Annotated in this window: 23 protein-coding genes, 1 tRNA gene and 1 pseudogene; 10 read left to right on the plus strand and 15 right to left on the minus strand. The window is 44.2% G+C overall.

What is annotated here, in order from left to right:
* The first annotated feature begins 281 nt into the window (after positions 1-281).
* A complete protein-coding gene (locus BHR79_RS02490) occupies positions 282-1,874 on the plus strand; it encodes a glutamate synthase-related protein (RefSeq protein ID WP_072560848.1) in 1,593 nt (530 codons plus the stop codon).
* A 67-nt stretch (positions 1,875-1,941) separates the two neighbouring features.
* Here BHR79_RS02490 and BHR79_RS02495 read toward each other — a convergent pair whose 3' ends face one another.
* Both BHR79_RS02495 and BHR79_RS10785 read right to left on the minus strand, forming a co-directional pair.
* Positions 1,942-2,661: an NAD(P)-binding domain-containing protein gene (locus BHR79_RS02495; RefSeq protein WP_072560850.1), complete on the minus strand. Its 720-nt coding sequence runs from the start codon at positions 2,659-2,661 to the stop codon at positions 1,942-1,944.
* A gap of 148 nt (positions 2,662-2,809) precedes the next feature.
* On the minus strand, positions 2,810-2,935 hold the full coding sequence (locus tag BHR79_RS10785) for a hypothetical protein (protein WP_268765979.1): 126 nt from the start codon (positions 2,933-2,935) through the stop codon (positions 2,810-2,812).
* Positions 2,936-2,957: 22 nt separating this feature from the next.
* Between BHR79_RS10785 and BHR79_RS02500 the strand changes: the two genes are divergently transcribed.
* Together BHR79_RS02500 and BHR79_RS02505 are read left to right on the plus strand one after the other, a co-directional pair.
* Positions 2,958-3,269 carry a DUF167 domain-containing protein gene (locus tag BHR79_RS02500; protein WP_072560852.1) on the plus strand — a complete coding sequence of 104 codons (312 nt, stop codon included), beginning with the start codon at positions 2,958-2,960 and terminating at the stop codon, positions 3,267-3,269.
* A gap of 9 nt (positions 3,270-3,278) precedes the next feature.
* Positions 3,279-3,644, plus strand: coding sequence for a DsrE/DsrF/DrsH-like family protein (locus tag BHR79_RS02505; protein WP_072359584.1), 366 nt, complete (start codon positions 3,279-3,281; stop codon positions 3,642-3,644).
* Positions 3,645-3,650: 6 nt separating this feature from the next.
* On the opposite strand, the gene BHR79_RS02510 is transcribed toward BHR79_RS02505, so the two are convergent.
* Complete coding sequence (locus BHR79_RS02510; protein ID WP_072560854.1) at positions 3,651-4,796, minus strand: class II fructose-bisphosphate aldolase; 1,146 nt, start codon at positions 4,794-4,796, stop codon at positions 3,651-3,653.
* 139 nt (positions 4,797-4,935) lie between these two features.
* On the opposite strand from BHR79_RS02510, the gene BHR79_RS10630 reads away from it, so the two are divergent.
* Positions 4,936-5,103: a hypothetical protein gene (locus BHR79_RS10630; protein ID WP_169818154.1), complete on the plus strand. Its 168-nt coding sequence runs from the start codon at positions 4,936-4,938 to the stop codon at positions 5,101-5,103.
* Positions 5,104-5,324: 221 nt separating this feature from the next.
* On the opposite strand, the gene BHR79_RS02515 is transcribed toward BHR79_RS10630, so the two are convergent.
* The 8 genes and pseudogenes from BHR79_RS02515 to BHR79_RS02550 form a co-directional block, all read right to left on the minus strand.
* Positions 5,325-7,256 carry a hydantoinase/oxoprolinase family protein gene (locus tag BHR79_RS02515; RefSeq protein ID WP_072560855.1) on the minus strand — a complete coding sequence of 644 codons (1,932 nt, stop codon included), beginning with the start codon at positions 7,254-7,256 and terminating at the stop codon, positions 5,325-5,327.
* A 438-nt stretch (positions 7,257-7,694) separates the two neighbouring features.
* Positions 7,695-8,498, minus strand: coding sequence for an energy-coupling factor transporter transmembrane component T family protein (locus tag BHR79_RS02520; RefSeq protein ID WP_083432999.1), 804 nt, complete (start codon positions 8,496-8,498; stop codon positions 7,695-7,697).
* A pseudogene (locus tag BHR79_RS02525) lies at positions 8,482-9,231 on the minus strand (ATP-binding cassette domain-containing protein); the annotation flags it as partial. The pseudogene BHR79_RS02525 and the gene BHR79_RS02520, both read right to left, overlap by 17 nt.
* A gap of 38 nt (positions 9,232-9,269) precedes the next feature.
* Positions 9,270-10,094, minus strand: coding sequence for an ATP-binding cassette domain-containing protein (locus BHR79_RS02530; protein ID WP_072560861.1), 825 nt, complete (start codon positions 10,092-10,094; stop codon positions 9,270-9,272).
* Positions 10,091-10,639, minus strand: a complete 549-nt coding sequence (locus BHR79_RS02535; RefSeq protein WP_072560863.1) for a biotin transporter BioY — start codon at positions 10,637-10,639, stop codon at positions 10,091-10,093. Before BHR79_RS02535 ends, BHR79_RS02530 begins: the two co-directional genes overlap by 4 nt.
* A gap of 89 nt (positions 10,640-10,728) precedes the next feature.
* Positions 10,729-12,348, minus strand: a complete 1,620-nt coding sequence (thsA, locus tag BHR79_RS02540) for a thermosome subunit alpha (RefSeq protein WP_072560864.1) — start codon at positions 12,346-12,348, stop codon at positions 10,729-10,731.
* Positions 12,349-12,540: 192 nt separating this feature from the next.
* The gene (locus tag BHR79_RS02545; RefSeq protein WP_072560866.1) at positions 12,541-14,079 is read right to left on the minus strand and encodes a tetrathionate reductase family octaheme c-type cytochrome; all 1,539 of its coding nucleotides are present in this window, start codon (positions 14,077-14,079) and stop codon (positions 12,541-12,543) included.
* A 464-nt stretch (positions 14,080-14,543) separates the two neighbouring features.
* Positions 14,544-14,615 (minus strand) — tRNA-Arg (locus BHR79_RS02550).
* A 107-nt stretch (positions 14,616-14,722) separates the two neighbouring features.
* Between BHR79_RS02550 and BHR79_RS02555 the strand changes: the two genes are divergently transcribed.
* The 5 genes from BHR79_RS02555 to BHR79_RS02575 all read left to right on the plus strand — a co-directional run bounded on the left by BHR79_RS02555 (position 14,723) and on the right by BHR79_RS02575 (position 19,220).
* On the plus strand, positions 14,723-15,907 hold the full coding sequence (locus tag BHR79_RS02555; protein ID WP_072560868.1) for a redox-regulated ATPase YchF: 1,185 nt from the start codon (positions 14,723-14,725) through the stop codon (positions 15,905-15,907).
* A gap of 23 nt (positions 15,908-15,930) precedes the next feature.
* On the plus strand, positions 15,931-16,590 hold the full coding sequence (locus BHR79_RS10465) for an undecaprenyl diphosphate synthase family protein (RefSeq protein ID WP_234970374.1): 660 nt from the start codon (positions 15,931-15,933) through the stop codon (positions 16,588-16,590).
* 12 nt (positions 16,591-16,602) lie between these two features.
* Complete coding sequence (locus tag BHR79_RS02565) at positions 16,603-17,067, plus strand: DUF5817 domain-containing protein (protein ID WP_072560872.1); 465 nt, start codon at positions 16,603-16,605, stop codon at positions 17,065-17,067.
* Positions 17,068-17,186: 119 nt separating this feature from the next.
* A complete protein-coding gene (locus BHR79_RS02570; RefSeq protein ID WP_072560874.1) occupies positions 17,187-18,473 on the plus strand; it encodes an ATP-binding protein in 1,287 nt (428 codons plus the stop codon).
* Positions 18,474-19,220, plus strand: a complete 747-nt coding sequence (locus tag BHR79_RS02575) for an MBL fold metallo-hydrolase (protein WP_072560876.1) — start codon at positions 18,474-18,476, stop codon at positions 19,218-19,220.
* A 3-nt stretch (positions 19,221-19,223) separates the two neighbouring features.
* On the opposite strand, the gene BHR79_RS02580 is transcribed toward BHR79_RS02575, so the two are convergent.
* The gene (locus BHR79_RS02580) at positions 19,224-20,141 is read right to left on the minus strand and encodes a DUF5803 family protein (protein WP_072560877.1); all 918 of its coding nucleotides are present in this window, start codon (positions 20,139-20,141) and stop codon (positions 19,224-19,226) included.
* A 70-nt stretch (positions 20,142-20,211) separates the two neighbouring features.
* Positions 20,212-22,128: a sodium:solute symporter family protein gene (locus BHR79_RS02585; RefSeq protein ID WP_072560879.1), complete on the minus strand. Its 1,917-nt coding sequence runs from the start codon at positions 22,126-22,128 to the stop codon at positions 20,212-20,214.
* A gap of 137 nt (positions 22,129-22,265) precedes the next feature.
* On the opposite strand from BHR79_RS02585, the gene BHR79_RS02590 reads away from it, so the two are divergent.
* Positions 22,266-23,033, plus strand: coding sequence for an SAM hydrolase/SAM-dependent halogenase family protein (locus BHR79_RS02590; protein ID WP_072560881.1), 768 nt, complete (start codon positions 22,266-22,268; stop codon positions 23,031-23,033).
* Here BHR79_RS02590 and BHR79_RS02595 read toward each other — a convergent pair whose 3' ends face one another.
* Positions 23,034-24,008, minus strand: coding sequence for a radical SAM protein (locus BHR79_RS02595; RefSeq protein WP_072560883.1), 975 nt, complete (start codon positions 24,006-24,008; stop codon positions 23,034-23,036).
* Between the two features lie 93 nt (positions 24,009-24,101).
* Positions 24,102-24,413: a 50S ribosomal protein P1 gene (gene rpl12p / locus BHR79_RS02600; protein ID WP_072560884.1), complete on the minus strand. Its 312-nt coding sequence runs from the start codon at positions 24,411-24,413 to the stop codon at positions 24,102-24,104.
* Positions 24,414-24,423: the final 10 nt, after the last annotated feature.

Here is a 24,423-nt window from a genome sequence, read left to right on the forward strand (position 1 = left end):
ATATTCATGATATCACATTCATATATTGCACTTAGGGTTTCCGAATAATAATTTTGTGATATATTTGAAGTGACCCATAAAGTGGATGCTTTGAATATAATGTGCCTCTTTGAACATAAAGTAAGCCACTTGACTCTAAAGTCGGTTAGTTGACGATAAAGTAGGGTACTTTATGGGCAAGCCCTTCAAATAAGCAAACTATAAATACAACCGATGCGGTAAACGATTAGTTACTAGTGACTAAAGTCACGTTTATACATTAAACATTAGGAGTAATTAAGATGGGCAATCTTAGACAACCAAATGCAAATGAAGCAACAAGGACCTTCAACAGGTCCAAAAGTGTTGCCCCGATGTCCGGAATCTGCACACGCTGTGTGGACGGATGCCGTGGTAACTGTGAAATATTCAAATCATCATTCAGAGGACGTGAAGTCCTGTACCCGGGACCTTTCGGCGAAGTGACAGCCGGAGCAGACAAGGACTATCCTGTAGACTATTCTCACCTCAACATCCAGGGATATGCAGTCGGTGCAGTCGGCCTTCCTGATGGAATAGAAGCCAGCCCCGAAACCGCAAGATTCCCCAACGTAGACACCGAAACCGAATATGGATGGAACAAGAAAGTGAAAATGAGGCTGCCTGCATTCACCGGTGCCCTCGGTTCCACCGATATCGCAAGGAAAAACTGGAACGAGTTCGCCGTTGGTGCAGCAATCACCGGAATCACCCTTGTATGTGGCGAAAACGTGTGCGGAATCGACCCGGAACTCAAACGTGACAACAACGGCCTGGTCACCGAATCGCCGGAAATGGACAGAAGGATCGCAGCCTACAATAAATATCACGAAGGCTACGGTGAAATGCTTGTCCAGATGAATGTAGAAGACACAAAACTCGGTGTTGCAGAATACATCTCCAGCAAACACGAAATGGACACCCTTGAACTCAAATGGGGACAGGGCGCCAAATGTATCGGTGGAGAAATCAAGGTACGTGACCTAGACCGTGCACTTGAACTCAAGAGGCGTGGATACATTGTAACCCCGGACCCCGAAAACGCAGCCGTCCAGGAAGCTTACAAGGTCGGTGCAATCAGGGAATTTGAACGTCACTCCAGACTTGGTTTTGTTGACAAGGAAGGCTTCCTCGAAGAAGTTGACCGTCTCAGGTCCATAGGCTATGACCGTATCACCTTAAAGACCGGTGCATACTCCATGGTTGAAGCCGCAATGGCACTCAAATACTCCTCCGAAGCAAAGATCGACCTGTTAACCTTCGATGGTGCACCAGGTGGTACAGGTATGAGCCCCTGGCCAATGATGGAAGAATGGGGTATCCCGACATTCTATCTACAGTCCCTTGTCTATGAGTTCGCAGAAAAACTCAACAACAAAGGTGAAAGAGTACCTGATCTCGCAATGGCCGGTGGGTTCTCCAGCGAAGACGGTATCTACAAAGCACTTGCAATGGGCTCCCCATACTTCAAGGCAGTATGCATGGGCCGTGGTCTCATGATACCAGGCATGGTCGGTAAGAACATCGGCAAATGGCTCGATGAAGACAACCTGCCAAAAACCGTCTCCGAATTCGGCCACCGTCCAGAAGAAATCTTTGTCCACTACGAAGACCTGGAAGAACGCTATGGAGAAGATGTCAAGAACATCCCACTGGGCGCAATGGGTATCTACTCCTACGGAGAGAAACTCAAAGTCGGTCTGCAGCAGCTCATGGCCGGTTCACGCAGATTCAACATCAACACACTGTCCCGCAAAGACGTAATGGCCCTCACCGAGGAAGCCGCAGAAGTTTCAGGCATCGATTATGTCATGAATGCCTACAGGGACGTAGCAGAACAGATTCTGGACGAATAAGGGGATTCCCCCTTATTTTACTTCCTTTTTAAAATAGATCAGAGAGCAGCTTTGCATGCTGCCAGCTTCAAATGAACTTTACTCCCACATCATCCATTTTGTTCCTGGCTGCTATGTTTATCAGCAGGGGGGTAAGGGATTCGATCATGGAAGAGGCCTGTAAGGGACCTGCATCCAATGGTCGCAAGTTTGGTATATCATCTGTGAGTTTGCAGACAACTTCTTTTGAAGCCATATCATTCCCACAGACAGCAATATCATAATCCAGCGCAAGAGAGAGATCTTCAAGATGTTTGGCAGGAACATTGTGAAAACCCGATACCAGTCGAATGTGTGGAGGAAGGAGTTGTGCAATTTCCTCGGCGGCACTCCCACCAACAGGTTGTGTATAACAGAAATATTCCGCATTGTATGCAGAATCCCGTACATCAATTTCCATATGTTTTGCATCCGGAATGATGTAACAGCTGTCCTTTTCCATAGGAACAACCACAGAAACAACAATCTGGTCCTTAAGCACAGGAGTAATAGTTTCAATAACAGATGAAACATGACGATACTTTATTGCAAGCAATACGACATCGGCCATTTGTGCAGCTGTTTTATTATCTACACCTTCAAAGGATCCTTTCTTTCCAAGATCTTCCAGCATACACCTGTACTCTTTTGCCGCTGAAGATGCTCTTTCTGCATTTCTTGAGCCAATGATGATATCATGAAGACTGCCCCACCGCAGAGCAAAGCCTTTACCGATATGTCCCGTGCCGCCCAGTATCGCTATTTTCATGAACCTTCCATCTCTCATAATAACGTTTATACCTATTGGTTGTCAGACGTCAGGTATATAAAGTAGAATCCCGGTACTCCTATTTGCGTATTGTAAGGTCCTTGCACAAGAATATGGCACAAGCCATTCGATGAGTGTACAGACAACCTCAGTACGCTACAGCAGGAGGCGATGTGACATTACGCCTGTCACGAGGGTAACCGGGATGGACAGCGGATATTCCATAGGATGATATCCTGGAGTTAGTGCGTCGGGATACAGCATCGTTCTCCACAAAATATAATTGATGGAATAATATGCCTATCCGGGATGCCATACACACAAAGGGGAATGGTTGTATAATTGATTTTGAAATTAATCCCGGCTCCAGCAAACTGGTAGTTCCTTCAGGTTACAATATATGGCGCAACAGGGTTGAGGGCAAATTAACCGAACCCGCACAGAAAGGAAAAGCCAACGACCAGCTTATACAACAGCTAAGTCATATATTTCAAATAAACAGCTCCTCAATAACCATTGTATCCGGTGCAAAAACTACCAAAAAATCGGTACATCTCGAAAACATGGGTCCAAAAAAAGCAGAAGATGTCCTGGAGCAATACCTGTGAGAAGATAATATGCACAAAGTCACAAATGTCCTTATCCTGCTCAAAAGCATGATTTACGAAAGTACCGGTCCACTGGAGACCCTGAGATTTGCAAAACACTACAGTGAACAGGGCCTGAATGTAAATATAGTCCTCTTTGGCCCCATGGGAGTAATGCTTGCCAAAAAGGATAAAGCAGGAGCCCTGGAATACGACCAGAAAATCGATGAATGTATGAATCTGGGTGTGAACTTTATGTGTTGCAAACTGGGTTCTTCACTTGTAGGGCTCAAATATGAAGAAATGATACCGGGGATTGAGATGGTCGAACCCGAAGCTATTGCAGATACCATTCTGGAATTTAGCCAGAAACAACAACTTATAATTACGCTTTAAAAAATATTACAGGGATTTGATATAATCCCTGACCTGCTGTGCAGTACCTTCAGCCTTGAAAGCCCCGAGGAACATAAGAGTCTCAGCATAGACCTTTGCATCAATTGCACGCCTTGTATTCTCACCAACAGCATCTATGCGGTCAAAGAACTGCCTTACTGCATACTTGCTGAATTTGCCGAATATCTCATTATCACTCTTTTCGGGAGCTTTACTGCGGAAATTCTCAATAGTCCATTTCCGGATGTCACTGAAAAGCTCGGGTTCATATATCCTGAACACTTCCCATACTATATTCTGGAAAAATGTGGCAACGTTGCCCTTCAGGATATCCCCATGAGGGAAATGCTCGTAAATGAGTTCCCTGGGAGTACCTGTAATCCCGTGCTGGGCGATCCTGACACTAAAGCCATTCTCTTTCAGGGCATCAGCAACCGCAATGGTCTGCTCTATATCAACTGAAACCTGCTGTATGAGATTTCCATTTGTATCATAGGTGTTCCCATGAGCACTACCGTTTGCGATTGCGATAACATGTGGATACACATTATTTTCATTAAGCGCTTTGATGAAGGTTACTGCTTCTTCGGGTTTGGTAAGTACCCTTCCGTTTTCATCCTCCCTGCCTATTTCACCAACCTCAACTTCAAGTCCATATTTACGACCACCCATTTTATCCTGGATGTGATGGGCGATCTCTGTAGTTGCATCAATATTCTGGGATAATTCTTCCCGGAGATTGCCTCCCTGGAAATTGAAAAGATGAGAAGCATCGATTGCAAAAGAGGTATATCCCGCATCAATCTGCCCACTTACAAGTTCCTTTGTGGATTCAATATCCTCAGGAGTACCTTTCTTGATCCCAATATGGTCGGCATGCAGAGACCATACATCCAGACCAACTTCATTGGCTGTTTTCTTGCACCTTTTTGAAAATTCAGCCGGGGTCATACCTGAATAACCACCGTCCAGATCGGATTCAGAACGGGCGAGTTCTACCATCAGGGGAGCATCTGCATCTTTGGCTGCTTTCATAATTCCACGCATAACAAGAGAGATACGCGGATTTGCAGCAAGGATTATGGTATCTTTATCCAGCAAACTGTTAAATAAATAGGAACTTGGCAACGGTTCGAATTTGGATTCACTCATAGCTTTTAAACCTCATTCTGTTTATATGATACCTACATGTAACTTGCAATTCATAATGATTTCTGTCTGGTAATGCAAACACCAGAAGGAATAAATACAAAAACTAGAATTTCTCACAAAAAACGACAGGAGGAGAAAGATGGAAGAATTGCTTAAACTCAAGGACAAACTTGAAAAAATGACGTCTGCCGAACTCTATGAATATGTAAAGGAGAACTATCCGGAAAATCCCGATGCGGGCCTGGGAAAGAAAAAACTGGTAATCCGCAGGGTCTTGAACCTGGAAAGGGAAAAAATGAATCAGTAAGAGCACACCTCTCAGAAACCACCGAGCATAGGCTGGATCACCAGCTTATATATTGCAAATCCGAAAAGGAAGATAACAATCAAAACAAGAACTGCGACCAAAAAGCATTCCCTGTTCAATTTCTCATTTTTATCTTTGCAAAAATGCATAGCCATACCCCTGATAAAAGGGTAGTATCCAATAATATATCAACCTTCTGAAGAAGAAAAAGAGAGACCTTTTCAGGCCTCTTCATCTATCAGGCGGGTACCAACTCCCATAATCCTGATTTTGGTTTCCATTGGGAAATCCCAACCTTCCGGCACAATCTCATCCTTCTTGACGTCAATTTCCACATGATCCGGGTCCAAACCGGCGTCTTCCATGTATTGCATGACCATGGATTGTCCTGTTTCCCTGGCGTATTTTATAGCATCTTTATATTCATAGAAACTCTGTCGCCCTTTTTCGGAAAATACATAGTATTCCCAATCAGGGGCTGCCATAGAAGCAGGCCTTATAAGGAAATCAACCCTCCTTACACCTTTGGCTGCAAGGGCACCTGTGGCATTCCCGACATCGGAATATTTTGGTACAATAATCTCGGCATCAATAATATTTCCAAGTATGTCCTTATAAGCAACCACGGGGCCACCGATAAGAACAACCGGGATATCAACCTTAAACTTTGTAGGACAATCTATATCGAATATTTTACGAATCTCTTCCCTTGGAATACCTTCCAGGAAAAAGGAAATCAGGTCTGAGGCCATATTCTTGGCAAAGGTTTCCTTGACATACCTGGCAAATTCCTCGCCGGTTCTCTTACACAGGGAGCCCAGGTATTCAGCACCTACCTCCGCTGCCTCCACATTGCGGGCGGTGTAATCCCCCAGTACATGCAGAGCGTCCGTGGGTGTAAAACCAATACACTGCACAAGCCTTTTCTGAATAAGGCTGTCCAGAATCCTGGTTGAGGGATACCTGCCCATGCGGCTGCGTAATTCCCTCAGCGAAGTGGGACTACTAGAGATGGAATCAAGCAATTCCTGCTCCAGATCATTAAGACCCATGGCTTCATATTCAGTACGTGTAAAGAAGGTCGTGGGCTGGAAATTCATGCCGATCAAAGTTTTGGTGGGCATGGGATTGATCTTGAGAAGTTCCAGAAAATCGGGATAGAGATCCGCTGCTCTGCAAAGGGGAATTACACGTCGCGGCCCAACATTCAATTTGCCGTCCTTTACCCATATGTGACTGTCACCACCCATTGCAGATGTTTCCATCTTTATGGCCTTGACACGAGTTTTCCAGCCACCGACAACCGCCCCCATCTCACTCATTTCAGGAACGCCGTCTTTTATAACGGAAATATCGGTACTTGTACCGCCCACATCAATAACTGCGCATGAATCATTTCCTGTCAAAAAGGAAGCTCCTACAAGGCTTCCCGCAGGGCCAGAAAAAATAGATTCAATGGGCTTTTCCAGTGCACTTTTGATACCGATAACAGAGCCATCGCATTTGAGCATGAATATCTTCGGACTGATTCCCCTGGAAGTTACATCCTTTTCCACAGTGGACATGAACCTTTCTGTAATGGGCAACAGCTGAGCATTGAAAAAGGCAGTCGTTGCTCTTTCAAAGGCACCAAGGTCCTGAGAGAGCTCGTGTGCACATACCACAGGAAGACCTGTAGCCTCGCGGATTATCTGCTTGGCCCGGATTTCATGGTCCGGGTTACGAATACTGAAAAAGGAAGAGATTGCAAAAGCTGCAACCTTGTCCTTTATTTTCACCGCAAAATCCCTGACTGCTTCCTCATCCAGGGGTTCTTTCTCCCCACCATTATATGTATGACCACCGGCAACTTTTACGTAATGGGGAGTCGGAAGTTTTTCCTTGAGATCATAATTTCCGATCAAAAACAAGCCAACGGGGAAACCCGTACCTTCAAGAATCGTGTTTGTCGAAAGGGTTGTTGATACGGAAACAATCTTTACTTTCTTGAGTTTTTCCTGGTCGAGACCATCAATTGAGTTTTTTATCCCATTCAGTGGATCGGGATATGTTGTAAGTGCTTTATTTGAATCAAGAATACTATCAGTGTCATCATCCAGAAGAACAGAATCAGTATAAGTTCCTCCAGCATCAATTCCCAAACTGTATACCATGCCGGAACACCTCCAATATATTAGCAATTTATATGTACAAATAGGCTAAATTGAGTTATAAAAGGTTCCATAAATTCACGGCTACATAAAGATACCGCATTATCCTATCAGCGTGAACATTCTAAAAAGAGGCGCATGGTATCTAAAATCAAAGCGAGAGGCACAGATAAGGAGCCAAATATCTAAAACAAGAAATAACCTGCCAAAATGTATAAATCTTTGTCTATATATAGATAAAACTGCAAACCATTTAACAAAGTGAGGGACGGGGCATGAATAAAAAAGAGGATTTTTAGTGGGAAAAATCACCTGTTTCCGAAAGGGAAAAGGAAAAAATCATACCGATCCCACTTAAATCCAATCACTGGACAGAAGAGAAACCAAATATGGATGATGCAGATATTGTTGTAGATGAATTTAAGGAAAGAATTGCCCGCATTATATCTGATAAGAGGGCAAAAGAGTGATACTCAAATTCCAGAAGGCAAGCAACAATATAAAAACCAACATAAGGACTACCCAATCATATTTTTCCATTTTTAATTCAAAAAGGGATGTCCTGTAGTTACCCTGATAACACCTGCTCTCCATTCCCAGGGATATATCGTCCATCATCCTGAAGGCTCCTCTGAGCAAGGGTACTGCCAGTGAAACCAATCCTGAAATCCTTTTTTGTCTTCCCAGACCCCTGCACAGCTGTGCCTGATACACTTCTTTCAGGAACCTGTTCAAGACAGGAACCAGATGGATGGAGAGGGACATCATGGTGGCAATTTCAAAAGAACTCACTCCTAAGATCTTGCCTGGCAGGGGACGAAGTAGCCTTTCAACTCCCGCCGTCATGTGAGCAGGAGAAGTCGTAGCCGCCAACAGGGAGGCAAATTGTATCAAAAGAATAAAACGCCCTACAATCCTCAGGCCCTCATAAAAGCCTTCTGAGGTGGCAGAAAATCCATACAAATCCATAAAACTATTCCCCGGTATCAGGAATAGCTGGAATATAAAAATTAAGATTAAGAAGGGGGCAATTGGACGAAGGTTTCGTAGCATCGCAATACGCACAGAAGAAAGATAGTATAAAACTATGAATAATGCAAATATCAGGACCAAACCTGTAACATGCAACCTGAAGATCAAAATGCTGATCAGCATCGTAGCTATTAGTTTTGTGCGGGGATCAAGCTTGTGCAAGAAGGAATCTCCAGGGACAAAACCCAAAAAATAATCAGGCATCATCCACATCTCCGATTTCTAATTTTTCCAATTGCCTGATTGCACTTTCCACTGTAAACGTATCCGGGTTCACTGGTAAACCCCTTGAATGCAGCCTCTTCATCAAAGCGGTTACAGGCGGCAGAGGGAGACTATCATCCAAAATGTAATGTTGCCTTTGACCATCAAAACAAATTATTCCATCCCGCAGGTAGATAATTCGCGGAGCTACTTCAAGCAGTTTATCTAGGTGATGGGAAATTACGATAACCCCTACTCCCATATTCTGCAAGGTCTGTATAATATGAGGGAGGTGCGTTTTTCCTTTTGTATCAAGCCCTGCAAAAGGTTCATCGAGCACCATATATCTGGGAGACTGGGCAATTATTCCTGCCAAAGACACCAATTTCTGTTCCCCTCCACTGATCCCGAAGGGAGATACTTCAAGGAGGGATTTATCCAGACCCACTATATCTACTGCCTTGTTGACCTGCCTTTCAATATCCCTTCTATCAAAACCAAAATTAGAAGGACCAAAGGCAATGTCATCATAAACCGTTTTTTCAAAGAGTTGTCTGGAAGAATGCTGAAATAGGACACCTATCATTTCCCTGACTTTTTTAGCATGGTATGGATAACCATCAATTTGCACAATGCCGTTGTCTGGTTCGAGCAGACCAACAAGAAGACGCAACAAGGTTGATTTGCCCGCGCCTACAGGCCCCGTCAAGCCCACAATCTCACCGGGCTTTATGTACATGGATACATTTTGCAAAACTAAATTTTGCCCGTATGAAAATTTCAAATTCTTGACTTCAATTGCCAGATAGATTCCTCCAGTGTATTAACATCAGGGTTTGAAACATCAATCTCTTTGAGACCGTTATCCCGCAGCCACAGGGCAAGTTCAGTAAGAGGAGGAATTGAAATACCGGGGTTTGACACAGCAGGGGAATCAAAAAACAAAGAGGATTTGCCATCATAAACGACCCTCCCCTTTTCAAAAGCTATAACCCTTTCAGCAAGATGTACTTCCTCCAGGTTGTGGGTGACCATTATTATCGTCTTGCCCTTTTCATGAAGCCTGGTGATGGTTGCAAGTACCTGTTGTTTTGAGAAAGAATCCAGCATGGAGGTTACCTCGTCAAATATCACACATTCAGGCTCCATGACAAGGACACCTGCAAGGGCTGCAAGTTGCATCTGTCCGCCGCTTAGTTCCAAAGGAGATTTGCCGGCCAGATGGGATATCCCCAGATCTGAAAGAGAACTATCCGTTTTGTTGCGGATTACTGATGGAGGACAGGCCAGGTTTTCAAGACCAAAAGCCACGTCTTCCTCTACAGTGGCACCTACGAACTGGGTTAAAGGGTTCTGGAAAACCATACCAATTTTCCTGCGTATAGCAATTAGATTGGAAATAGTGCATGTATCCATATCCCAAATTTTCACCATTCCTTCATCCGGCAGCAGTAAACCGTTCAGATGTCTGACAAAGGTAGACTTACCACTACCATTACCTCCTACTATGACTACGAATTCACCGCTGTCAATCGACACATTGATGCCGTCAAGAACACGTTGATTTTCCTTGAAACCAAAGCTTAAATCTTCAATCTCTATCATACCAAAGATTCCGTCTTGAGGTAGCGATAAATAATGGTCGCGGCTGCAATCTTGATGGCAGCTCCCGGGATAAATGGAGCAACACCTAATGCAAGTGTTTCGTGCGCCCCCAGGGATGCCACATACATCAGCTGGAAATAGCCGGGAACGTAGATAGCAATCATACCTATAAGGAATATAGCCACCATACCGGCAATTGATCCGTTCTGGAATTTTTCAAAGAGATAACCAATTACAAGAGCTGCCAGAATAAAACCGATGATATAGCCCCCTGTGGGACCCAGCAGCACACCAAGTCCGGAGCTACCACCTGAAAATACAGGTAAACCGACAATACCGAGCAAAACATAGATGAACATACTCAGCATGCCCCATCGAGCACCCAGCACCGCCCCTGCAAGAATTACAAATAATGTCTGCAGGGTAACAGGTACCAACCCCACGGGGACACTGATATAAGCACCCACCGCAGTCATGGAAGCAAAAAGGGCAGCATAAACCATTTTCCTGACGGAAGAATCGGATAAACCATTGTTGTTAACCATGAAAAATAAATGGTTAACGGTATTTTTAAATTTTACCCTGAAAAGAAATCACATTCAAAAAAATAGAAGGTGGTATAATCCACCTTATCTTACATATCCATGTCCATATCAGGCATTTCAGGTGCTGCCTGATTGGAGTGAGGGGATGCTGCAACAACGTCATCAATTCTAAGAACCATGACAGCTGCTTCTGTTCCGGCGTTAATTGCCTGTGTCTTGGCACGGAGTGGTTCGATTACATCGTTTTCCCACATGTCAACAATCTCACCGGTATATACATTAAGCCCCATCCTCTTGTTGCCTTCTTCGTGCTTGGAACGCAGTTCAACAAGTTTGTTTATTGGGTCATAGCCTGAATTTTCAGCAAGGGTTTCAGGAATTACTTCAAATGCTTCTGCGAATTTGGCAACTGCAAGCTGTTCCCTGCCACTGAGGGAAGATGCATATTCACCCAGACGCATGGAGAGTTCTACTTCCGGAGATCCGCCGCCTGCAACTACTTTACCATCTTCCAGAGCCACAGCGACTACGTGAAGAGCGTCGTCTATTGCATGCTGGAGAGAATCTACAACGTGCTGTGTACCACCATGAAGGATTATTGAAACTGCTTTCTTTTCCCTGCATCCTGTGATATAGGTCATCTTGTTGCCTTTTATGTCACGTTCTTCTACAAGATTTGCAGAACCCAGGTCATTGGCAGTGATTTCATCGATATCCTGAATGTTGGTTGCACCAGTCGCTTCACAGATACGATCCAGATCACTCTTTTTAAGCCTCTTGGCGGCATAGACGCCAGCCTTTTCGAGATAATATTGTGCAAGGTCATCAATTCCCTTCTGGCAGAAGACAACATTTGCACCGGAATCCAGAATCTTGTCGGTCATCTGTTTGACCATCTTTTCTTCCTGGTCCAAAAACATCTGCATCTGGTCCGGGGAAGATATCTTGATCTCGGCATCCATCTCGGTCTTTTTGAATTCAACCGGGATACTGAGAACAAGGATTTTTGCATCCTCTATCTTTTCAGGCATGTTGGGATGTGTGCGGGCTTTATCAAGAACAAGGCCTTTTACAAGTTTGGACTCACCAACACTTTCACCGGCCTGTTTTTCTATTTTGATGTCACTTACATCTGCAACATAGCCATCATCCGTTTCTTCTCCTATGAGAGATACGGCTTCAACGGTAAGCTCTGCAAGCATTTCCTTGTGAGATTCTGCACCTTTTCCGGTAATTGCGGTTTTTGCCACTTTTTTGAGGGCTTCAGTATCGTCACGTGAAATATCTATACTTATACTTTTTACGATTTCAACCGCCTTTTTGGATGCCTGCCTGTAACCTGTTGCAATAATTGTGGGGTGTACACCTTTCTTGAGAAGTTCCTCTGCCTTGGAAAGGAATTCACCGGCCAGTACGGCTGCTGTGGTCGTACCGTCTCCGACTTCATCATCCTGGGTCTTGGCCACCTCAACGATCATTTTGGCTGTAGGATGTTCAATGTCCATTTCCTTGAGAATGGTTGCACCGTCATTGGTGATTACCACATCACCCATTGAATCCACAAGCATCTTGTCCATACCCTTGGGACCAAGGGTAGTACGGACTGCGTTGGCAACTGCCTTGCCTGCCAGAATGTTGTTGCTCTGGGCATCTCTGCCCCTTGTTACCTGACTTCCGTCTGCTAAAATGTATATCGGCTGTCCTGCCAAACTTTGACCTCCTTATATAATTATGATCCAGTAAATTGCATCACGAAAAGAGCACTATGTACTCTCAACCTGTTCGTTCTAGATGATTGAACTTCTATATAAACGTTGCTTGAACGAGTTAGAAAAAGAGTAAGACATTTACAGTCGACAGGCACAGATAAAGTAGTATCCTATAAAAAAGGAAGGGGTCAATCAGCGGCGACCCCGGAGAATGTTCACAACAAGAAGCATGCCTATCCCCAGGAAAATGCCAAACCCTGGTACAGCTTCAGACGATTCTTCTCCAGCTTCGGGTGCTTCCTGCTCCACAGATTGCCTTACATCTTCAACCTCTTCAGCAAAACGCTCTCCTACAAGCATTGGATCTCCTTCATAACCAAGAGTTTCGAAATCCATCATACCGGTCTCGAGGTGACAATCACTACAATCAAGAGAGTTCTCAGCTGGTGGAACCTCATGGTTAATGCTCTCATAAAGGGATGTTTCAACGAATTCATATTCACCACTATAAGACACATCTACATACTCCATTCCAGAAGCTGAAGCCTTATCCCAATCATATGTGGCCCAATAGGAATTTTCGCCACCAAACAAATCAGGTACTATCAGGTATTTATACTCAGCATCACTGATTTGTTTTGCCCTGTGAATCTTGAAGGGATAAATCTGTGAATCTGCATCATTCCTTGAACCCAGAGGTGCATTCATGACAGTCACTCCATCAGTGTTGATTTTATCTCCCAACTTATAGAGAGCTGAAGATCCATTGTACCAGGCATAACTTGGTGTCACATTCTTTTCCCAAACAAAGGAACCTTTTTTCTTGTTATAGGTAGCTTTACCATATTCATCCGTTGGTACAGGATCGATATCCTGCCCTGCCTGAGACCAATCCCAGTACATCTTGGTAGGCACCTCACGTGCATATTGAGGAATATGACATGTCTGGCAGGCAATTGCATCAACGTGGCCGTCCAGACGTTCCTTATATTCACCAGTATGAGGAGTCTGGCCGTGACAGTCGGAACATTCCACACGACATTCACTATCTGGCAGTCCGGCAAACCGTCCGGCTACATTATGGTCGCTTGTTTCATGGCAATTCTGGCATTTGAAATCCAGAAGACCCATGTGTACATCCAGTTCCACAGATGGATTACTTAGTGCAGAAGACATGTCACCATGTTTCACATTATCGCCGCCACCACCATAAAAATGACAGTTGCCTCCACATGTATCCCTGGTGGGAGAACCTACACTTTGAGCGACCTCTGCAAGATCAACGGAAGCGTCTACGGCACCTGCACCTGTTGGAATCTTATTATACGTTCCTGTATTATCATGGCACACCAGGCAATCTATATTTGATGCATTGTTAAAATCAAAAGTGTCGTCTTCCCAGCCATAACCGGCATGACACGAAGTACATCGTGGTTCATTGGAAGCAATGGCCACACAGAAATTATTTATAACCGTTCTTTTACCCATATCCTTATAAGCTTCTATCTCTCCACATTCACAATCACCGCAGCTGGTCCATAACCAATGGGTTGAATTGAGCATGTCCTTTGCCTGTGGTTCATGGCAACCTATACACTCCTCAGTCACCTCAGGCCCGCTATCGTAGGGTCCTGTAAGAAAACTATGGTTAATTTCAGTTGCACAGGCAATACCAGAGAGACAAACAATTGATATAAACAGAATTAAAATAACCTGCCCTCTCATATACATACAAACCTCCTTCATATATTGCAATATAGATATGCTATAAAATAAATTGAGACTGATTCTATATAAAGACTAAGAACTGCGGATGAAAAACTACTATTTAAAAATAAATAAAAATAGTTAGAGGGCGACTGTGCAAATATCAGAATTCAATCCTTCATTCCCTGCGAATAAACTGTCTCCACAACCTTGAGATTTTTACAGTTACAGAAATTGTGGCAGTATCAATAACACCGGGACCTTTTGCAGAAATAAGATCAAAACTCATAGGTGAACGACCAGCAAATTGAACAGTCCAGTTTTTTGGTCATAAGGACAAGTAGGATATATAGAATTATAAAATCATAAAATTATTGATTAGAATATTATTAGAAAGGACAATATCAAAAAAAGATACTCATAAGAGGCACCACCGTGAGGGGTTAATTAACTCCACACGAAAAAAGTGCCTCCGAAAAGTACAATGACGTCCCGACTGAGACTTGAACTCAGGTCTAAGGCTCCGCAGGCCCCAAGGATATCCGCTACCCTACCGGGACACTCACTGACTTGGGTTCCTAATTATCTTCTCGAATATAAATGTTTGGTGGTAAAGCGTTAAACCACCAACAAAAGTTAAATCCATCAAGCATGTGATTGATAGAACATGACAATGACTATAGGCCTTGCAGGAAAGCCAAATGCAGGCAAATCAACATTCTTCAAAGCCGCAACTATGGCAGAGGTGGATATTGCCAATTATCCATTCACCACCATTGATGCCAATCGCGGGGTTACCTATGTTCGTACCACCTGCCCGTGCATCGAGCGGGACAAGAGATGTGGCAACTGTGAAGACGGGATACGCTTTGTACCAATCGAGATCATTGATGTGGCCGGCCTTGTGCCCGATGCCCATCAGGGCCGCGGGCTGGGAAATGCCTTTCTGGACGAACTGAGCCAGGCCCAGGCAATCATTCACGTAATTGACGCCTCCGGCGCCACAGATATAGAGGGTAATCCGGGCGACATCGCCAGCCATGATCCCCTGGAAGATATCGACTTCCTCAACCGGGAAATAACCATGTGGATGAAAGGCATCCTGTGTCGCAACTGGGAACGCCTGGCACGCAAAATAAAAGCAGAGAATCTAAAGGTAGAAGAGGCAATTGCAAACCAGCTCATGGGAGCCGGGGTCTGTGAAGAACACGTGAACATAGCAATAGACCAGCTCGACAAACGCGAATATATCAAATGGGAAGATGAAGATATGTGCCAGCTCTGCGAGTACATCCGCCTGCTCAGTAAACCTGTCATCATCGCCGCGAACAAACTAGATATAGCCCCGCCGGAAAATGTCGAAAACCTTGAAAAACTTGAGATGATAGTCGTACCCACAAGTGCTGCAGCAGAGTTGGCCATCCGAAATGCGGCCAGTACCGGAGCAATTGATTACAAACCTGGGGATGAGGACTTTGCCATAGAGGAAAGCGACCTGAGTGAAAAACAGATAAAGGGTCTGGAAAAGCTTAAAAGTTTCGTGGTATCCCGCAAACCCCACGGGTGTGGAGTACAGGAATGTATCAACAGGGCAGTATTTGACCAGCTCAACCTCATTGTAGTCTACCCTGTCGAAGATGAAGGCCACTGGACCGACAAAAAAGGTCGCATGCTTCCCGATGCCTACCTGGTCAAAAAAGGTTCCACTGCGCATGAACTTGCATACAAGGTGCACACCGACATCGGAGATCGTTTCCTATATGCTGTAGACGGGCGTACCCGCATGAGACTCGGAGACAAATACGAACTCAAGGACGGAGATGTTATAAAGATCGTCTCAACCGCCAAATGACATCTCAGAAGGAGGGCTTTGGATTGCTACATAAATTATATGAAAAACGTCTCCTGAATAAAATACAACAGGGACAGCAAAATCCACCTTCCTCTCTTGCCATAGTCCTGCCTGAAACAGATCTACTCCAAAAGAATAGTAGCCAAAAAACACTCCAATTCATAAACTGGTGCCAGGATTTTGGCATCAAGAAAATCTATTTTAATGTGGACATTCTGGATGAAAAAGCCGATCTCAAAAATAAGATGGTTTACAGATTAGTTCAGTTTATTGAAAGAATATGCGCCAAACTGCCCCCTAAAACCGGCTATGACGTATATGGAGATGACGGCAGTACATTACTCACAAAACCCGGAAAAGACCCCAGTATCATTTTTGTACTGGGATACGGCGGAAAAAAAGAGATTACCTCTTCTGTCAGGACCATTCTCTGTGATGTAGAAAAAGGAAACATAGAACCGGAAGATATTGATGAAAATATTCTGGAATCCCATCTGACAATAGAAGGAGAACCGGATTTGATAATACGTTCGGGGGGAAGACATCTTTCAGATTTTCTTATATGGCAATCCGTCTATTCAGAACTGTATTTCACAGATATTAACTGGAACAGCTTCAGAAGGATTGATTTTTTGCGTATCATCAGGGATTTCCAGAAAAGGAAACGCCGCTATGGAAAGTAAGGAAGTGTTTACATGGTAGCCTATGCTGTAATTATTTGCACCAAATGCCGCTTGCAATGCCAGGTTATAGAAGACCGGAGCCAAAAAACCATAAAATGCCAGAGATGTGGTGCAACCTTGCAGTTTCGTAAATTGAGGAAATTCCACAGGACAGAAATACTCGATGAAGCAATAGCGGCACGAACCGCTCTTCAGGCAAAGATACAGGGATCCGATTCAAAAAAAGTCAGCCAGATCCTAGCAGATGCAAGCGTTGATCAGCTCCAGCCAAGCCCGCCTAATCAAAAAAGATCTGCAAATCCTTCTAAATATATCATAAATGCTCTTGAAAACCAGGAAAAAATTCAGATCAGACAGCTATTCCAAATGGCTGAAGATGCAGGTTTTGAGAGGGAAAAAATTGAGAAAGCCCTTGAAAACCTGAAAAATTCGGGAGACATCTACACTCCCGGCAAAGGATATCTTAAACTTGCCTGAATTAGAACCTGCAAACAAGGTAGCATAAGTTATATTTAGGGAAAATACATAATAAGGTGGTTCAGACAAACCGTTTTCGACCTGCACTTAAATAAAAATCCTGGATGTAAGGTATCAAAATGTCCGACAATACACTTGATATAATAGAACTTTTGTTGACGGCCCAGATATACAACCAGAACCAAGTATTGGATGTCAACGATCTTCCAAAACCCATAAGGAAGCACTACTGGAAAAAAGAGGCCAAAGGAGTACCACGACCCATTCATGTTTCACTCACTGACGTGAATAAACTGTATGGAGAAAGTGAAACTAAAAAGGTATTAAAGGGCCTTCCCTTCGTAGAAATCGATGAAGTTGGTTACAAGATCAAATTAACTTCTCTTGACATGGCCATTAGCTGGTTCGAAAAACAGGACACCTCCAGTCGTATCGAAGAAAACCCCGCATTGGCCTATTACTTTGAGAAAGCAGAAAAAGAAGGAGTCAGCTACAGTAAAGTACGGGACAGTACCAAACCCAAGGAAGTCGACAGGGAATGGATAGAATCCCTCAAAGCCGAAGTAATGGAGGAAGAAGGCGGAGAAGATATGCTCAAACTGGCACAACTCCTGGCCCCGGAAGATATACAGCAGGGGATGTCCGAACTAATCCTCACAAAAAAACAGGAATCCGAAGTTGACAAGATAGTCAAAGCCATCAAGTTCCGGGATTACCTGAAGGAAATCGGGCTGTACGATGTGGGCAAGATTTTGCTGGTTGGACCCCCGGGTACAGGGAAAACATCAGTTGCAAGAGCACTATCCGAAATGTTATCCATTCCTTTTGTTGAAGTAAAATTATCCATGATTACAGATCAGTATCTTGGTGAAACTGCAAAAAACATTGACAGGGTATTTGAACTGGCAAAAAAACTCAATCCATGCATTCTTTTTGTGGATGAATTCGACTTTATTGCAAAAACCCGGACCTCGGATGAACATGCAGCCCTGAAAAGAGCTGTCAACACTCTCCTCAAGGCAATCGATGAAATAAGTCTCACAAGGGATGGAGTACTCCTGATCGCTGCTACCAACCATCCCCACATGCTGGACTCAGCTGCATGGAGGAGATTTGATGAAATACTTGAATTCCCCTTTCCGGATTATGACATGAGGAAAAATATTCTTGACATCGTCACAAGGCATATCGAAGGAGACTTTGACACTGCAGCGATTGCTGAAATTACAGAAGGTTACAGTGGATCCGACCTGAGAGTGGTGATCCGGGAGGGTGTTCTGGATGCCCTGCTGGAGGAGCGTCGGGAGCTCTGTAACAAAGATCTTCTTAATGCGGTGGAATCATTCAATAATCGTTCACATATAAAATCCGAAAAATACCTCCAGCGGTATGACAGGGTGTCTTAAGTGAAAGTGACATTACTGGGCACAGGAGATGCGCCCGGTACACCGGTAATCGGTTGTAACTGTCCCACCTGCCAGGATGGACAAAAAGGGGGGAAAAGCAACCGTCTCAGATGTTCTATTCTTGTAGAAGCCGAGAAAGGTACAATTTTGCTGGACACCGGCCCCGACCTGCGCCAGCAATTGCTTGAGCACAATATAAAGCATGTGGACGGAGTGATATGGACCCACGGCCATTATGATCATTTTACCGGTTTTGGAGAATTCCACAGGGTGCAAAGAAAGGTAGATGTATACGGCCTTGCTGAAACCCTTGATTACATCCTGGAATACCTGGCCTTTTTGAAACCCAGAAGAAACAATGTGAAAATCAATGAAACCTTTGAAATTATAGGGCTCAGGATTACTCTTTTTGAAGTCAAGCACCGACCGGTAAGCAATCCGGTAGGCATACTTATAGAAGAAGATGGTAAAAAAGTGGTATTCACAGGAGATTGCGAAAAGGAAATCCCACAAAAGAGTCTTGAAATGATTGACAGTCCTGACCTTTTAATTGCCGATGCGATTGTACCGGATTCAGATGTTTTGCATATCAAAAAACATATGGATGCAAAGGATGCAATGGAACTTGCCCAAAAAATAAAGGCAAAAGAGGTCGTTTTTACCCACATAAGCCACTTTTTCAAACCCCATTCCATCGCAGCACAGAAATTTCCAATGGGATATGATGGAATGCAATTTGTGATATAACCTTCAACGTTCTTTATCCTTTTTCCAGTCTTCTTCTGCCATCCGTATCGTTTCATTCAGTTTTCTACGGTTTCGCAGGAAATTCCCAATGACCAGAAGCACGCCTGCGCCAAGTATTGATGTACCGATCAGCAGGCTACGGGGCGCATTTTCTGAGTAAAATTTGAGATAGAGAGTCTTAAACTTAATTTCTTCTTCCTCTTCTCCCCCATTATCGGAAGGCAAGAAGCCTTTTGCAATAGAAGACAATGATGAAGAAGTATCCTGACGCAGATCATTCCAGACAAGTACTTCCCTGCCCTGTCCATCGATATACCTGGAATCGGGTGCTGGTTCAACCTTCCCTATAAACTGGTTGCCTGTTGTATACCCTTCTGGAAGGACCACCCTGACAGTGGAAAGGTGTGATGGCACATACATGAAATCCTGCCCCATAGGCACTTCCATTGTATAGGCCACAAATCCTGTAAGGCTTTGATTGAAGGAAATTACCTGTTTGGTCTGCCCGGACTCGGATTCTTCAGAAAGGGTATAGTCTATCGAATCCATTGGCCCTGAGGCAGATAACTGTCTGACTGTTGCAGCTGGATTACCGTTATTTCCACCGGGTTTGGCCACAATTACAATGTTTGAAAGTACATCAGAACCTGGATTTGTAATATCTTCCAGGGGAACTACCTCAAGAAGATTTACATTCTCAAATACATAAACCGCTTTTACAGGCGAATCGGGGAAAAGGTAAAAAGTAGTCGTATTAATGCCACACTCACATGAATCGTTAGCAATGAACGGATCCAGTGTATACTCCGATGCATTGGTTGTTTCAGCGGCTTCATCAACAGGTATAATGTCATCGATGCAACCACTAAGATAGATGGCTGAAGTGAGTATCAGAAATAGGACTACCACTTGTTTTCGCATTATACTATCCACCGATCGATTATTTAAAAAAGTTATCGGTGTCCAAGAAGGGAAGGGATTGCCCCTTCACTCATTCTTCGACTACCGTAAGGAAAACACCCATGCTTTCAAGAGCTGCAGCAACCTCGTTATAGGCTACATAGAGTTCCTTCTTCTGATCACCCATTTCCGAGGCAGGAGGTTCCGAGGCAAACCAGATCTCTTTATCTGTGGTACCGCGTGTTATGGATACGCAGGAAAGCATATCCGACTGCACAAGACGATATACAGAATCCACCCCGGTAGGAGTTACCCAGGCAACATAGGAAGATCGCAGGGATTCAACGAACCTGTGCCAGTTCACGGAAGCAGAACTTTCCAGCCTTACATGCAGATGTGCTCTTTCACCGGCAAGTTGTTCATCGATTCTCTTGAGGAATTTCTGGAATTTGGGATCGTCGTCCTCAACTGTAACTGCTGCTTCAGCTGCCAGGTTCTTTGCCTCTTCCTTGAAGAAAGGAGCAAGGTTGACAGCACTTGATGGTTTCGTAAACAGAGACACTCCGAAAAAGGCAACTGCGCTAAGTCCCATACCAGCAATGACACCGTGGTTCATCAGTATCGGGTGAACTGTCTGGAGATATGCAGGAGCCATTGGAGCTGTCATGTAAATATCATACACAATCAGGCTTATCTGAACAACTGCACCCACAATAAGACCTGCCATGGCACCTTCCTTGGTAGCACGCTTCCAGTAAAGACCTCCCATCAATGGGAAGAAGTAGGAAGCACTGGCAATGTATGTGGCTATATGAATAGCCTCAAGGATACTGGTAATGAAAAACGAACCCACAGTAGCTGCAAGGACTATGAAAAGTACACTGAGCCTGTTGACCGCAAGCATCTGTTTCATGGTGGCATCCGGTTTAATGAAACGCTGGTAGATATCACGGGACACACAGGATGCCCCGGAAGTTGCAAAGGTATCCGTGCAGGACATAGCAGCAGCAGCCAGGCCTATCGCACTCAGGGCAATAACGAGCGGGGAAAAGTTTTCAAGCACAAAAACAAGCAATGCCGGTTCTGCCTGAGCCATTCCCATAGGGAAACCTGCAGCCGGTATTTCCGGGTAAATGGAACTCAGAGCGATAGCAATTACCGCACAACCTGCAAATACAATTGTTATCAGGAGGGAACCCAGAAGCAGCCCATTACGTGCGGACTTGGAATCACGTGCAGCCCATACTTTCTGCCAGGGGTCCTGCTCGGTGATCCAGCCGGGAACGATTGCAAACAAAAATATCAATACCATCGGGATTCCAATGGACAGCGGGTTCCACCAGCCAGAAGAGACATTGGAAAATAACTCACCTGCGTTGGCAGGAGTATCGACAGCACCACCTGTAGCTGCTCCTACAGCAACAATTGCAATGACTATCGTGAACACGGAGAGGAAAAGGAACTGCACCACATCAGTCCAGACAACCGCACTGAGACCTCCTAAAGTCACATAAACAGAGACTGCCAGAGCAACAATCAGGGCTGCATACAATGGATCAAACCCATAGAATATCTCAAGTACCAGAGCAAAACCTTTGATATCAGCCACTGCAAAAAGAATCATGACGATGGTAATTATAATACCTATCGGCGCCCTGATTGCTGCACTGTAACGTTGTTCAAGTAATTCTGCCTGGGTTATTGCGGGCAGATTCTTTATCTTTTTTACAAATATAGCAATTATAAGAAGAGCAAGAATGTTGGGAGCCACGAATCCCCATATTGAACCCATTCCCTGCAGCATAAAGAATGCAATAACTGCAAGCAGGCCTCCTGCCGTCAACCAGGACGCTGCTGAGGAGAATCCTACCCCAATCGTCCCGATACGTCTGCCGGCAAGCCAGAAATCGGTTACGGTGTTTTGTTTTTTGGTAAAATACCAGCCTATACCAATCAGTCCAGCTAAGTAGACTGCCAATAAAATCAAGAATAATTGAGAACTTTCCATAATAATACCTCCAATCTTATGAAGATTTACTAAATAGCATCGGCTTATTGGTGATACATAGATGAATTAGTATATAAAACTTTTAAAAAAAGCCTGCTGGCGACATCCATATAAGTTTCCTTTCAAAACAGAATGTTATGAAAATAATTACCCTTACAACAGATTTCAAGGATCTCTATCCTGCCTCCATGAAAGCGGTTATCCTGAACATGTGCGAAGATCCGATATTCATCGACCTGACACATGATATAAAACAGGGAGATATATTATCTGCGGCTTTTGCCCTTTACACCACCACACATTTTTTCCCTTCAGGTACAATCCATCTGGCTGTGGTGGACCCGGGGGTCGGCACCAGCAGAAAAGCCATTATTGTACGCGCAGCAAATCAGTACTTTGTTGGACCGGATAACGGACTGCTTATCCCTGCTGCACGCAGGATTGGCGATATTGAGGTTTTCGAGATTGGAGAAAAAGCCATGCTGGACAGGGTATCCAATACATTTCATGGCAGGGATATATTCGCTCCTGTAGCCGGTTTGCTGGCATCTGGCCATGAAGCAGAGGATATAGGCCAACCCATAGAAGCCTTTGAAGAAATTAGTTTCGGAGAAGCCAATGCAGCTGTGGACAAACTTTATGGAAGAGTGCTGTACATCGACAGTTTTGGAAATGTAATAACAAATATTCCGGCAAAGATGCTGGAAGATTTTGCAAAACCCGCAGAAAAGTTAGTCGTGCAGGGAAATGTAGCGTCTTATTCCCCGACATATGGCAAAGTACAAAAGGATGAATTGCTGATCCTTACAGGCAGCCACGACTTTCTGGAAATAGCTGTCAATGGTGGGAATGCTGCGCAAAGACTGAATATTACAGGTCATCCGGAAATTTGGATAGAAAAATGATCACATCCATTCGTAATGGCGCAACGCCTCCAGATTGTAATTATACAGTAAGCTGTTTTCAGCATAACCGAAGAAAAGGCATTTATCGCATTCATTCACGGTTTTGGCCATGGTCGATTTACTTGCCTCCCAGGCATTTTCCACACCCTTTCTGATATCAGCAAGAGGTTGGCGATGAACCCTGCATGTTTCCACCATACCATCACAACCCACATTCAGTATAATATCAGGAGCATGGCATTTGAAAGACGGTTTTCTGTTACGTACCATTTTGAGATAGGTGAGAGAATTAATAATTGGATAGCCCTGTGATTTCATCCCTATCAGTGAATCCAGAGCTCTGCGATATGCCTCACGGTCTTTGACCTCCATATTCTCCCATACATCATCCTTGATATTTTCAAATTCATACAGAGGTTCAAAAGAAATCCTGGCACCAATCTCTGCTGCAAAGTACACAAGATCGGTTAGTTCATCCACGTTTTTAGAGCTTATAACACAATTCAACAGGACAGGACGTTCCATTATTTCAACACTTTTCTTGATTCCGGGAAGGATGCGGGAAATATCGATACCCCTTATCTCCCTGTAACTTTCCAGGCCGTCTACTGAAATCGAAAGGAAATCAAGGTTTGAAAGATCTGGCAAGCGTTTTTCCAGAAGTAGACCATTGGTTACCAGTGAGGTCATTATGCCTTTTGAATGAGCATGTTCCAGAATAGCAGGAAGGTCTTCTCGAAGCAGAGGTTCCGTTGTCCAGGCATTGTAGACACCTATACCAAAATCTGCAGCCTCGTCAAGCATTTGAGCAATCTCCTCAAATGACATATCCGATTTTTCTTCCTGCCAGTATTCACAGAAAGGACATTGCATATTGCAACGGGAATTTACACCGTGTGACAGAACATAGGGACGCCTACGCATTTTCATTTGCCATATCGGACGCAGGGCAGATACAATTGAGAAACGGGACATTGACCACATCCTTGTTGGTCAATACAGATAAAGTCGACTGTTTATTTTAAAAAAAGTAAAAAGGTGTCCGCCGTAGCGGACAAAGTGAGGGAATTATCCAAAGAGTGCACCAAGACCGGCCATTCCGCTCTCTTCTGATTCGTCTTCTTCCTCTTCTTCCTCAGCTTCAGCTGCCTCTTCTGTAGCTTCAGCAGGTGCTGCTGCTGGTGCTGCTGCAGGTGCTGCTGCAACTGCTGCGGTGCTCATAGCTTCTTCGATGTCTACATCTTCAAGAGCTGCAATGAGAGCTTTTGCACGTGCTTCGTCTACATCGGTACCTGCTGCCTCAAGGACAGCTTTTACTGCATCTTCAGTAACATCTTTTCCAGCGTTGTGGAGTAAAAGTGCTGCATATATATATTCCATTGTGAATCAC

Source organism: Methanohalophilus halophilus, assembly GCF_001889405.1.
In the GTDB taxonomy this organism is placed as follows: Archaea; Halobacteriota; Methanosarcinia; order Methanosarcinales; family Methanosarcinaceae; genus Methanohalophilus; species Methanohalophilus halophilus.